Source organism: Stenotrophomonas sp. YIM B13575, from assembly GCF_042787595.1.
GTDB lineage: Bacteria > Pseudomonadota > Gammaproteobacteria > Xanthomonadales > Xanthomonadaceae > Stenotrophomonas > Stenotrophomonas lactitubi_B.
In genome coordinates, this window is sequence record NZ_JBHZOP010000174.1 from 1 (window position 1) to 12078 (window position 12078).

8 protein-coding genes are annotated in these 12078 nt (G+C 65.7%); 5 read left to right on the forward strand and 3 right to left on the reverse strand.

All coding sequences use genetic code 11. From position 1 onward, the window contains the following. The first annotated feature begins 299 nt into the window (after positions 1-299). The 3 genes from ACFX4F_RS20140 to ACFX4F_RS20150 all read left to right on the forward strand — a co-directional run bounded on the left by ACFX4F_RS20140 (position 300) and on the right by ACFX4F_RS20150 (position 2323). Positions 300-1220, forward strand: coding sequence for a DMT family transporter (locus ACFX4F_RS20140; RefSeq protein WP_380658095.1), 921 nt, complete (start codon positions 300-302; stop codon positions 1218-1220). Then, positions 1127-1555, forward strand: a complete 429-nt coding sequence (locus ACFX4F_RS20145; protein WP_380658097.1) for an MGMT family protein — start codon at positions 1127-1129, stop codon at positions 1553-1555. Before ACFX4F_RS20140 ends, ACFX4F_RS20145 begins: the two co-directional genes overlap by 94 nt. Before the next feature lie 93 nt (positions 1556-1648). Then, positions 1649-2323 (forward strand): rhomboid family intramembrane serine protease, encoded by a 675-nt coding sequence (locus ACFX4F_RS20150; RefSeq protein WP_380658099.1) that lies wholly within the window; start codon positions 1649-1651, stop codon positions 2321-2323. A gap of 121 nt (positions 2324-2444) precedes the next feature. Here ACFX4F_RS20150 and ACFX4F_RS20155 read toward each other — a convergent pair whose 3' ends face one another. Beyond that, positions 2445-4031, reverse strand: a complete 1587-nt coding sequence (locus tag ACFX4F_RS20155; protein WP_380658102.1) for a phytoene desaturase family protein — start codon at positions 4029-4031, stop codon at positions 2445-2447. Continuing rightward, on the reverse strand, positions 4028-4510 hold the full coding sequence (locus ACFX4F_RS20160; RefSeq protein WP_099819014.1) for a VOC family protein: 483 nt from the start codon (positions 4508-4510) through the stop codon (positions 4028-4030). Before ACFX4F_RS20160 ends, ACFX4F_RS20155 begins: the two co-directional genes overlap by 4 nt. Positions 4511-4635: 125 nt before the next feature. On the opposite strand from ACFX4F_RS20160, the gene ACFX4F_RS20165 reads away from it, so the two are divergent. Both ACFX4F_RS20165 and ACFX4F_RS20170 read left to right on the forward strand, forming a co-directional pair. Continuing rightward, positions 4636-6291 carry an SDR family oxidoreductase gene (locus tag ACFX4F_RS20165; RefSeq protein WP_099819015.1) on the forward strand — a complete coding sequence of 552 codons (1656 nt, stop codon included), beginning with the start codon at positions 4636-4638 and terminating at the stop codon, positions 6289-6291. A gap of 322 nt (positions 6292-6613) precedes the next feature. Then, positions 6614-9643, forward strand: coding sequence for a TonB-dependent receptor domain-containing protein (locus ACFX4F_RS20170; RefSeq protein ID WP_380658104.1), 3030 nt, complete (start codon positions 6614-6616; stop codon positions 9641-9643). A gap of 131 nt (positions 9644-9774) precedes the next feature. On the opposite strand, the gene ACFX4F_RS20175 is transcribed toward ACFX4F_RS20170, so the two are convergent. Then, entirely contained in the window at positions 9775-11781 is a 2007-nt protein-coding gene (locus tag ACFX4F_RS20175; protein WP_099819017.1) for a M13 family metallopeptidase, read from the reverse strand. Positions 11782-12078 lie beyond the last annotated feature (297 nt).

The following is a 12078-nucleotide window of genomic DNA, read 5'->3' on the forward strand; positions in this document are numbered from 1 at the left end:
GGTCCGGTTGCGGGGGGCGCTGCAAGTACGTCCTTGTAAGCTCGGTCGCCGCATCCATGCGGCTCACGCCCCCGCAACCGGACCCACCCCGCCTTCGACAGATTCCTGCGAGCTGTCGGAATAGCATGGCCTGCTCTTGGTAGGTGTCGACCTTGGTCGACACGTAGATCCACGCCATGCGTGGATCGGGAATCGCAGTGGGCATGAACGGAAATCGAGTCGTTCGCCCGGAAGTGCCATGAGACAATTGAAAGCAATCCGGCTCCTTGCAGCCGCCCGTTCGGCCCGTTTTCTTCCTGATGTCTACCTCTTCCCCCCGCATTGCCACCACGTCCCCGCGTATCGCCCTGGGCGGCATCGGCCTGGCTGCGATCGGCGCCGTTGCCGCATCGGGCAAGGCCATCATCGTCAAGCTGGGGCTGCGCCATGGCGTGGACGCGACCACGCTGCTGGCGCTGCGCATGCTGATGGCGCTGCCCCTTTTCGCGCTGATGGCGGTGTGGGCTTCGCGCCGTGCGGAGCGATTGTCCTGGGCTGACCGGGCGCGCGTGCTGTGGCTCGGCTTCACCGGGTACTACCTGTCCAGCCTGCTGGATTTCCAGGGCCTGCAGTACATCAGCGTGACCCTGGAACGGTTGATCCTGTACTTGAACCCGACCCTGGTGCTGCTGATCAACGTGCTGCTGGCGCGGCAGCGGCCGGGTCGATGGCAGGTCGGCGCGCTGGTGCTCAGTTATCTCGGTGTGCTTATCGCGTTCGGCCATGACCTGCAGCGCGAAGGTGGGCAGATCATTCTCGGCAGCCTGCTGGTGCTGGGCAGTGCGCTCAGCTATGCGCTCTACCTGTTCGGCAGTGGCCAGGTGGTCGCCCGTATCGGCGCGGTGCGCCTGACCGCCTACGCCAGTTGCGTGGCCAGTGTGCTGGTGCTGCTGCATTTCACCATTACCCACCCGCTGCCGCTGCTGTGGCAGGCACCCGCTGCGGTGCAGTGGCTGTCGCTGATCAATGCGACGGTCTGCACCGTGCTGCCGGTGCTGGCGATCATGCTGGCGGTGCAGCGCGTCGGCTCGTCGCTGGCCGCGCAGGTGGGTATGCTGGGCCCGGTTTCCACCATCGTGATGAGCCTATGGCTGCTCGACGAACCGATGGGGCCGGCGCAGATCGCCGGCACCGTGCTGGTCCTGCTCGGCGTACTGCTGGTGACGCGGCTGCGCCGCTGACGCCGGAGCAGGCGCGTGCGCGCATCCTGGCGGTGATCCATGCAATCCCGCCAGGGCAGGTGATGGGCTACGGGCAGGTCGCGATGCGCGCCGGCCTGCCCGGACGTGCCCGGCTGACCGCGCGCATCCTTGGCCAGAATGAGGATCCCGCGTTGCCCTGGCACCGGGTGCTGCGTTCGGATGGGCGCATCGCCATGGCCGAAGGTTCCGCCGGTTGGCGCGAACAGTCGCAGCGGCTGCGTGCCGAGGGTGTCGTCGTGGAAAACGGCCGGGTGCGGATGCCCGCGGTCGACCCGGCGGCGGCGCTGGATGCGGCCGTATGGGGGCCGGGCTGATCGCTGCCTGCGACTGAACGGGCGACCGTCCGCTCTGGTCAAAAAGGGCCGGTGCTGCGGCTATGATGGAGGCCGTTCCATGCCGGTGTCCCCATGTTCCCGCGACTGCCAACCGTCACCAAGGCCCTGTTGATCGCCAACGCGATCCTGTTCCTGCTGCAGCAGCCGTTCCTGCTCGGCATGCAGACCTTCGAGCCGTTCATGCTGCAGCCGCTGCAGCAGGGCTTCGATGCGTTCTCGCCGGGCGGCAACTTCCAGCCCTGGCAGCTGCTGACCTACGGCTTCCTGCATGGCAGCTTCTTCCATCTGTTCTTCAACATGCTGGCCGTCTTCATGTTCGGCGCGCCGCTGGAACAGACCTGGGGCGAGAAGCGCTTCCTGATCTATTACCTGGTGTGCGTGGTCGGTGCCGGTCTGTGCCAGTTGCTGGTCGGCACGATGCTGGAGAACCCGGCCACGGTGCTGGGTGCTTCCGGTGGTGTGTTCGGCCTGCTGCTGGCCTACGGCATGCTGTTCCCCAACCAGCGGGTGATGCTGCTGTTCCCGCCGATTCCGATGAAGGCGCGTACGTTCGTGATCCTGTTCGGCGTGGGCGAGCTGGTGCTGGGCATGACTGGCTGGCAGCCGGGCGTTGCCCATTTCGCACACCTCGGCGGCATGCTGTTCGGCTGGCTGCTGATCCGCTACTGGCGCGGCCAACCGCCGTTCAACAAGCGTCGTCCCCCCGGCCCGCCGAAGCGCCCGAACCATCTGCGCAGCGTCAAATGATCCTGCGGATCATTTGACGCGGGTAGGTGCCAACCTTGGTTGGCACGCGTTGACGCCGGTAGATGCCAACAGCAGGTCATGCAGGCGGCGGGGCATACCGACATCCACGCATGGCGTGGATCTACAGATCCTGCAGCACCACCTGCGCGGCATTGTGTCCCGGCGCACCGGTCACCCCGCCGCCCGGATGCGTGCCCGCGCCACACAGGTACAGGCCGGGCAGGGCGCCGCGATAGCCGGCCTGGCCGACCATTGGTCGTGCCGAGAACAGTTGGTTGGCGCTGAGTGCACCGTGGAAGATGTCGCCGCCGATCAGCCCGAACGTCCGCTCCAGATCCAACGGTGAAAGCGCCTGCCGACCGAGCACGCTGTCGGCGAAGCCCGGAGCGAAGTGATCGACGGTGGCGATCATCAGGTCGGCGACGGTATCCCGGTGATCATCCCAGTGCCGGCCAGCGGGCAGCTCCGGCGCCACGTGCTGGCAGAACAGGCTGGCCACATGCTGCCCGGGCGGCGCCAGCGAATCGTCCAGCGTGCTCGGAATCAGCATCTCCACGATCGGCTCGCGCGACCAGCCATCGCGGCGTGCATCCAGCCAGGCACGGTCCATGTAATCCAGGCTGGGCGCCATGATGATGCCGGCACTGAGGTGGTCGCCGGGGCCGGGCAGGGCGCGGAAATCCGGTAGCCGCGACAGCGCCACGTTCATCCGGAACGTGCCCGAGCCGCAGCGCCAGTTCGCCATGCGTTCGCGGGTGGTGGCGGGAACCTGGGCGGGCTGAAGCAGTTGTTCGTACAGCAGCTTCGGATTGACGTTGGCCACCACCGCACGTGCGCGCAGGCTCTCGCCGCCGGACAGCGCGACGCCGACCACGCGTCCGTCTTCAACCAACAGGCGCTGCACGCCGGCATCCACGCGCAGCTCGGCACCGGCCGCACGCGCGGATGCGGCGATGGCCTGGCTGATCGCACCCATGCCACCGATGGCGTGGCCCCAGGCGCCCTTGACCCCGTTACACTGGCCGAACACGTGATGCAGCAGCACGTACGCGCTGCCCGGCGTGTAGGGGCTGGCGTAGTTGCCGACAATGCCATCGAACCCGAACAGGGCCTTGATCGGCTCGCTCTCGAACCAGCGGTCCAGGTATTCGGCGGCCGACAGCGTGAACAGATCCAGCAGTTCCTGGCGCAATGCGGGATCAAGCGCGGCCAGCTCGCGCCCGAGCCGGCCCATCTGCCACAGCGCGGGCAGCGCGCGCCAGCCGGCCGTCACCCCGAGGTCGGGCGGCGGACGCAGCGCCCAGTCGCGCAGCACGTCGGCAAATACTTCCAGGCGCGCTTCATAGGCGGGCAGCGCCTGCGCATCGCGCTCGGAGAATTTCGCCACTTCCGCCTGGGTGCGGCCCGGTGCAGACAGCAGGTAGCGACCATCGGGCAATGGCAGGAAGTTGTTGGCCGGCCGCGCGACGATGCGCAGCCCGTGCGCATGCAGCTGCAGCTCCTCGATCACCTTCGGCTGCAGCAGCGATACCGTGTACGAGGCCACCGAGTTGCGGAAGCCGGGATGGAACTCTTCGGTGACCGCCGCGCCGCCGAGTACACCGCGGCGCTCCAGCACCAGCACGCGTTGTCCCGCACGCGCCAGGTACGCCGCACACACCAGCCCGTTGTGGCCGCCGCCAACGATGATCGTGTCCCACGTCGTCATGCGTTGCGGATCGCCGCTTCGATGGTGGCGATGTCGATCTTCTTCATCGGCATCATCGCGTTGAAGGCGCGCTTGGCCAGGGCCTTGTCCTTGCTGGTCACCGCTTCGATCAGCATGCGTGGGCTGATCTGCCAGGAGATGCCCCAGCGGTCCTTGCACCAGCCGCATTGGCTTTCCTGGCCACCGTTGCCGACGATCGCATTCCACAGGCGATCGGTCTCGGCCTGGTCCTCGGTGGAAATCTGGAACGAGAACGCTTCGCTGTGCTTGAAGGTCGGGCCGCCATTGAGCCCGACACAGGGGACACCGCAGACCGTGAACTCGACGGTGAGGACGTCACCCTGCTTGCCATCGGGGAAGTCGCCTGGCGCGTGATGCACGGCGGTTACTTCACTGTCGGGAAAGGTCTTTGCGTAGAACGTGGCGGCCTCGAGCGCACCGTTGTCGTACCAGACGCAGATCGTGTTCTTGTGAGCCATGGCGGGGCTCCGCAGTGGACGAAGGCGCAGCGATAGCACGCGTGGTGTTAATGCCGGATCGTGCTGCACTGCGGGAGCGGGCGGCGCCGCGCTACCATGGCCAGACGACACGACAGGGATGATGCGTGAAGATCCTGATTCTGGGTGGATATGGGGTGTTCGGGGGGCGTCTGGTCCGCTTGCTGGCGGACCTGCCGATGCTGGAACTGCTGATCGGTGGCCGCAACCTGGCGGCGGCACAGGCCTTCTGTGCAAGCTATGTGGGGCAATCGACACTGCGCCCACTGCAGGTCGACCGGCAGCAGCTGGCTGCGGCTTTGCAGGCCGAGCGACCGGAGCTGGTGGTGGATGCCTCCGGTCCTTTCCAGGACTACGGCGAACATCGCTACGGCGCGATCGAAGCCTGCATCGCCGCCGGCATTGATTATCTGGACTTCGCCGACGCGGCGGACTTCGTATTCGGCGTTTCGCAGTACGACGCGCAGGCCAGGGCGGCCGGCATCTACGTGCTGTCGGGCGTCAGCAGCTTCCCGGTGTTGACTGCGGCGGTACTGCGCGAGATGGCCACGCACATGGACATCGTCAGCGTGGAAGGCGGCATCGCGCCATCGCCGTATGCCGGCATCGGCCTGAACGTGATGCGTGCGGTGGTCGGCTATGCCGGTTCACCGGTGAAGCTGCGCCGCAACGGTCGCGACGGGCACGGCATCGGCCTGGCCGAGAGTCGCCGCTTCACCGTCGCGGTGCCGGGGCGGCTGCCGCTGCGCAACCTGCATTTCTCGTTGGTGGATGTGCCTGATCTGCAGGTGCTGCCGCCCGAACATCCGACGATGACCGACATCTGGATGGGGGCTGGCCCGGTACCGGAAATCCTGCATCGCGTGCTGAACCTGCTGGCCAAGGCGCGTCTGCATCTGAAACTGCCGTCGCTGGAGCCGTGCTCGCGGTTGTTCTACACCGTATTGAACCTGATGAAGTTCGGTGAACATCGCGGCGGCATGATCGTACGTGCAGTGGGTACCCGCGATGGTGCGCGTGTCGAACAGAGCTGGCACCTGCTGGCCGAGGCCGATGACGGCCCGTACATTCCGTCGATGGCGATCGAGGCGGTGATCCGCAAGCAACTGGCCGGTGATCGGCCGGCGCCCGGAGCGCGCGCGGCCACACATGCGCTGGAATTGAGCGACTACGACCGGCTGTTTGAAGGCCGCACCATCCACACCGGTTTCCGCCGGGACATGCCGGGTGCCAGCCTGTACCAGCGCGTGCTTGGCAGCGCATACGCGCAACTGTCGGCCAGCGTACAGGCGTTGCACGCACCGTCTGCAGCCAAGCGCTGGAGCGGCACGGCGTCGGTCGAGCGTGGTCGCGGGCTGCTGTCGCGCTTGCTGGGGAAGGTGTTCGGTTTTCCTTCGGCGGGCGCGAGTGTGCCGGTCAGTGTGGAGTTCACCCCGGAGGCGGGTGGTGAGCGCTGGACGCGGACCTTTGCCGGCCGTCGTTTCTCTTCGCTGCAGACGCAGGGGCAGGGGCGCAACGAGGCACTGCTGGTCGAGCGCTTCGGCGTGGTGTCGGTAGCGTTGGCGCTGCTGGTGGAGAACGGGCGGCTGCAACTGGTGCCGCGACGCTGGTCGATCCTGGGCATGCCGTTGCCGCGCGCGCTGCTGCCGGGGGACAACAGCTTCGAGCATGAAGTGGACGGGCGATTCGTGTTCGACGTGGAGATTGGTGCGCCAGTGGTGGGGCGGATCGTGCATTACAGGGGAACGCTGGAGGCGGTGTGACGGGTGTGCGTGCATCGCCAGCTACACCATAGGTGTCGCAAGCAGAATGCGGGGCTGTCGTATCGAACGCTTAACGCAACATCTCGACGACGTTGATGTGACGGATATGACCTGTGTTGTCCCGTTGCGGAGGTTGCCAGAGCGATTGCGTTGATTGACTGGAACTCCCTTGTTTCCAGCTGTCTGGCCCGACTCAAGGGCGATGTCGAGGTCCGCTGCCTGACGCTTTTACCGCGGATTCATCGCGCGTTGCGGCACTGCCTCGCAGGGAACACACGTGCCTATAAATCCCCGTCAGTTTCATCACGGGAGAGAGAGCTTCATGGCATTTGCATCCACACGTCGTGCGCTGAAGCGCAGTGCGCTTTCGGCAGTCTTGTTTTCCATCGTTGGTGCCGTTGCTGCTCAGAGCACGACGGGTACGTTGTACGGCACCGCCGCCGGTGGCGAAGGCGCTACCGTTGTCGCCCAGAGCGACAGCGGTCTGCGGCGGACGGCAGCCATCGATGCACAGGGCCGCTACAGCTTTGGCGCGTTGCCGGTGGGACGCTACAGCGTCAGCGTGCAGCGCGACGGCCGTGTCATCCAGCAGCAGGACAACGTCCAGCTGCGCGTGGGCAGTGGTACCGAAGTGAGCTTCGCCGCACATGACCCGGCCACCACGCTGGACGCGGTCAACGTCACTGCAGCAAACCTGCCGAAGATCGATGTGACCCACACGGTCTCCAAGTCCGTCATCACGTCCGAACAACTGGATGTGCTGCCGATGGGCCGAAGTGCCGAGGCCATCGCTCTGTTGGCCCCGGGGGTGGTCGCCGGCAGCGGTGAATTCTCCAACGGTTCGCGATCCGTGCTGTCGTTCGGCGGCGCAAGCGTTACCGAGAACGCCTACTACCTCAACGGCTTCAATGTCACCAACCCGCTGAGCAACCTCGGCGGCATCAGCCTGCCCTATGGTTCCATCGATCAGCAGGAGACCTTCACCGGCGGGTACGGCGCCGGCTATGGCCGCTCCACCGGCGGTGTCATCAACCAGCTGGGAAAACGCGGCACCAACCGGTGGCGGTTCGGTGCCCAGGTGACGTGGGCACCGGCGGAGCTTGCCGAGTCGCCGGCATCGGTCAACTACCCCGACATGGCCCTGCCGGAGGGGTACGCCTACGAGAACGAGTCCAGGCCGGGCACGTTGTACCGTTACCATCGCGGGGACAAGGCGACCACAACCACCTACAGCGGCTATGTCAGCGGACCGTTGATCGAGGATCGATTGTTCATCCATCTCGCGGCGGAGTCCGAGCGGCGCGAAGGCATCTCCACAGCCAGCGAAGCCAGCGCGCAGCAGGCCCGCAACCACTACCGCGTGGATACACCGAAGTTCTACGGCAAGATCGACTGGAACATCAACGACAGCAACACGCTGGAATACACCCGCTTCCAGGACAATGATCGCTATGGCGGGTACTACACGGAGTTCGAATACCCGTCGTTGGCCGAAGGGGGGCGCACCGGCACCTTCCCCAATACCACCAAGGCCAGCACCGATGTCGACATCTTCAAGTACACCGGGTACCTCAACGACGACCTGACCTTGAGCGCAGTGTGGGGGCGCACGCGCGTCGGCAACCTGGAATTCAATCCATTGGATTCGGGCAACCCCTACATCAGTGGTGCCGGGAACCAGGATCCGTCCCTGATTGGTGGAACGCCGGTCCGCAACGACCAGGCCGACCTGTATACCAAGGCCCCCGATGCGGGCAGCAGGACACAGGGCCTACGCATGGATCTGCAGTACCGCATCGGTAACCACGAACTGACCGCCGGCATCGACAACATGGCGTACTGGGCGAACAACGAAGGTCAGTCCATGACCGGCCCAGGTCATGCCTGGATCTACTCCCGCGGCAATCCGGGTGCGTCGCCCAACCCAGGCTTCGGCATCACACCGCCGGGCGGGGAGGGTTACTTCGTGCAGAAGTACATCTTCTCCACCACCACCAGCATGTCGGTGAAACAGAAGGCCTACTACCTGGAAGACCGTTGGCAGCTGACCCCCGATTGGCTGCTGACACTGGGCCTGCGCAATGATCGTTTCACCAACTACAACAGCGATGGGCTTGCGTATGTGGAAAGTGGCGACCAGTGGGCGCCGCGATTGGGCGCCAGTTGGGATGTGTTCGGTGACGCATCGCTGAAGGTCTTCGCCAACCTTGGCCGCTACTACCTGGCATTGCCCAACAGCGTGGCGATCCGTGGCGCGTCCGCGTCGACCTACACCCGTGAGTACTTCACCTATACCGGCATTGACGCCGACGGCAATCCAACGGGCCTGACGCCGTTGGGTGATGGTCCGGTATCAGCCAACAACGAGTACGGCCAAGCTCCGGATCCCCTTTCGGTAGCGCCCACGGACCTGCGTTCCCAGTACCAGGATGAGCTGATCCTGGGCTTCGAAAAGACCCTGGGCACTACCTGGAACAGTGGCGCAAAACTGACCTTCCGCCGGCTGCAGTCGGCCATCGACGATACCTGTGATTCCGGGCGCTTCGCCGACCGGCTCGCTGGCATGGGCCTGGATCCCGACGCGTACGAGCTCCCCGGCTGCGTGATCTTCAACCCGGGGCAGACCAATACGTTCCAGGTGCGCCATCGCGATGGGTCCGGCTATACGCCGGTCAGTATGAGCGCGTCCGATTGGGGTTACGACGGCAAGAAGGCCAAGCGCGACTACGTCGCGGTTGATCTGTTCATCGAACACCCGATGTCCGAGCGCTGGTACGCGCGCCTTGACTACACCTGGTCGCGCAGCTTCGGCAACACCGAAGGGCAGGTGAGGTCCGATATCGGTCAGGATGATGTTTCCAAAACCCAGGATTGGGATGCGGTGTCGCTGATGGAGTATGCCGGTGGCTACCTCGCAAATGATCGCCGGCACCAGTTGAAGGCATTCGGTGCGTATCAGATCAATGACGAGTGGACCGCCTCGGCGACCGTGCGCGTGATATCCGGCATGCCCAAGAACTGCCTGGGCTACTACGGAAGCGACCAGAGCGATCCGGCGCATGGCTATGGCTCGGCGTACCACTACTGCAACGGCGAACCGTCACGACCCGGCGATGCCGGCCGACAGCCGTGGACGGCGCAGCTGGACATGGGTGTGCTGTACCGGCCAGCGCTTGCCGACAACCGCCTTGGCCTGGGGTTGAACGTCTTCAACGTACTCAACCAGCGCCGTCAGCTGCAGTCGACGGCGACGTACCAGACAGGTCCGGATACGGTTTCCAATCTCTACGGTATGGGAACCCACTTCACGCCGCCGCGTACGGTTCGCCTGACCGCCTCGTACGATTTCTGACCTGCGCGCATAGCGGCTCACTCTCCGCATGGGTTGGCTTGGCCCTGATCCTTCAGGGCCTTTTTCCAATGCGCACTCAACAGAAAAGGGCGCCCGAAGGCGCCCTTTCCGTTAAGGCTATCGCGTCAACCTCAGCGCCAGACCTTGATCTGCTCGGCGTCGGTACGCTGCATCGGCTGGCCCGGCTTGCAGCTGAAGCTTGCGCCGAACGCCGGCAGGTTCGACAACGGGCCGTTGGTGCGCCAGCGGCCCGGTGCACGGATGTCGGCGGTCAGGCGGCGTGCGGCCTCGTTCGGCGACAGCTGCTGCGGCCACAGCGCGGCCCAGGCGCGGAAGAAGCCCTGCTGCTGTGCCGGCTTGGCCTTCGGCTCCTGCGCGGTATACGCGGCCCAGGCCAGTTCCAGACCGGCGATATCGGCCAGGTTCTCTTCCTGGGTCAGCGTGCCGTTGACCTTGGCTCCCTTCACGCCGGGGAACTCGTAGCCGCCGTACTGCGTGGCGACACGGCTGCCGAGCAGGGTCCAGGCGGTCTTGTCGGCCGGGGTCCACCAGCTGCGCAGTTCACCCTTGGCATCGACCAGCGCACCCTTGGCGTCGATCGCACGGGTCAGCTCGTGGCCGACCAGGCCACCGAAGCTGCCGAACTTGTCGGCGGCATCGGCCTTGGCGTTGAACACCGGGCCCTGCAGGATCGCGGCGGTGACGATCAGCCGGTTCTGCGCCAGGTCATAGGCCAGCGACGGCTGCTGCGGCAGCACGTCCCAGCGGCGGTCGGCGTTGCCCTTGCCGATGCGCTTCATCTCCTCGCGGTGACGCCAGGTCGAAGCGATCAGCATGTTGCCGCCGAACGAACCACGGCCCATCGGCTGCACGCTGTAATCCAGGTCGCGCAGCGGGGTGCCGATCTCGATCTTCAGCGCGGCCAGCTTGGCCTGCGCTTCGGTCTTGGCCTCGGCGCTCATCCAGCTGTTGTTCTTGACCGCCTCGATCTGCACTTCGCGCACCTTGTCGACGATCCACGCCGCCTGGCGACGGTCTTCGGCAGACAGGTAACGCGCGGCGTATTCGCGGCCGACCATCGGGCCAGCGGCCACGTTGATCGCGTCCAGCACGCTTTCCCAGCGCTGCGGCGGCAGGGTCTCGCCACGCAGCACGCGGCCACGGAATTCGAACTCCGCATCGCGGTAGGCCTTGGACAGGTACGGCGCCATCGAGTCGCCCACGCGCCAGCGCAGGTAGGCCTTCCACTGGTCCGGCTTGAGCTTGGTGACCATGCCGTCGAGCTGCTTGAACAGCGCCGGATCGGCCAGCGAGACCAGGTCATCGTTGACGCCCTGTGCCTTCAGGAACGCATCCAGCTGCAGGTTGCGGTAGCGGCTGTTGAGGTCCTTGGTGGAGATCGGCGCGTAGTTGTTGAACGGGTTGTTGATGCCCGCCAGCGACTGCGCGTTGCGGGCCAGTTCGGTTTCCAGCGCGATCACTGCCTGCGACTCGGCGTCCAGCTTGGCCGCCGGGGTGCCGGTCAGTGCCAGGATCTGCTTGACGTAGTTGCGGTAGCGGCCCATCAGCGCGACGGTGTCGGCGTCGGTGCGGGTATAGAAGGCCGGGTCAGGCAGGCCCATGCCGCCCTGCATGAAGTAACCGATGTGGCGGTCCAGTGCCTTCAGGTCCACGTCCGGACCGAAGTTGAAGGCCACCGGGATGCCGACCTGGTGCAGCGCGGCGATCGAGGCGGGAATATCCTTGGCCTTCTTGATCGCGTTGATGCGGGTCAGCAACGGCGCGATCGGGTTGGAACCATCGGCCTCCACTGCAGCTTCGTCCAGGCCGCTGGCCCAGAAGTCGCCCAGCAGCTTCTGCACGTTGCCCTGCGGCGCCTTCATCGAGGCGTCCAGCAGTTCACGCTGCTGCTGACGGCTGCGGTCGACCAGCTGGCCCAACGCGGTGGCGGCACCGATCTGCGGCACCGGGTTGGCCTTCAGCCAGCCCGCGTTGGTGGCGTCGTAGAAATCGCTGCACTGCGCACTGACGGCCGGGGCGCGCGCGGCCTTCTTCTTGGCGGCGAACGCATCGTGGGTCGGAACCAGGGTCGCCAGGCTGATGCCCAGGGCGATGGCAAGCGGACGGAAGTTGGGCATGTAGAACGAATCCGTGATGGATTGAGGGCGGGCGAACTATAGCAAGCCGGGCATGGGCGCGGCATGCACGCATCACGGTGCATCCGCCGGGCATGGCCCGGCGCTACCGGGCGGGTGGCATGGGCGCGGCATGCACGCATCACGGTGCATTCGCCGGGCATGGCCCGGCGCTACCGGGTGGCGGGCATGGGCGCGGCATGCACGCATCACGGTGCATCCGCCGGGCATGGCCCGGCGCTACCGGGTGGGTGGCATGGGCGCGGCATGCACGCATCACGGTGCATCCGCCGGGCATGG

Bases quoted from the DNA above. Each gene is read 5' to 3' on its own strand.
- ACFX4F_RS20145 (WP_380658097.1), top strand. From the start codon at position 1,127: ATGGCTGCTCGACGAACCGATGGGGCCGGCGCAGATCGCCGGCACCGT.
- ACFX4F_RS20140 (WP_380658095.1), top strand. From the start codon at position 300: ATGTCTACCTCTTCCCCCCGCATTGCCACCACGTCCCCGCGTATCGCC.
- ACFX4F_RS20160 (WP_099819014.1), bottom strand. From the start codon at position 4,510: ATGGCTCACAAGAACACGATCTGCGTCTGGTACGACAACGGTGCGCTC.
- ACFX4F_RS20150 (WP_380658099.1), top strand. From the start codon at position 1,649: ATGTTCCCGCGACTGCCAACCGTCACCAAGGCCCTGTTGATCGCCAAC.
- ACFX4F_RS20170 (WP_380658104.1), top strand. From the start codon at position 6,614: ATGGCATTTGCATCCACACGTCGTGCGCTGAAGCGCAGTGCGCTTTCG.
- ACFX4F_RS20175 (WP_099819017.1), bottom strand. From the start codon at position 11,781: ATGCCCAACTTCCGTCCGCTTGCCATCGCCCTGGGCATCAGCCTGGCG.
- ACFX4F_RS20155 (WP_380658102.1), bottom strand. From the start codon at position 4,031: ATGACGACGTGGGACACGATCATCGTTGGCGGCGGCCACAACGGGCTG.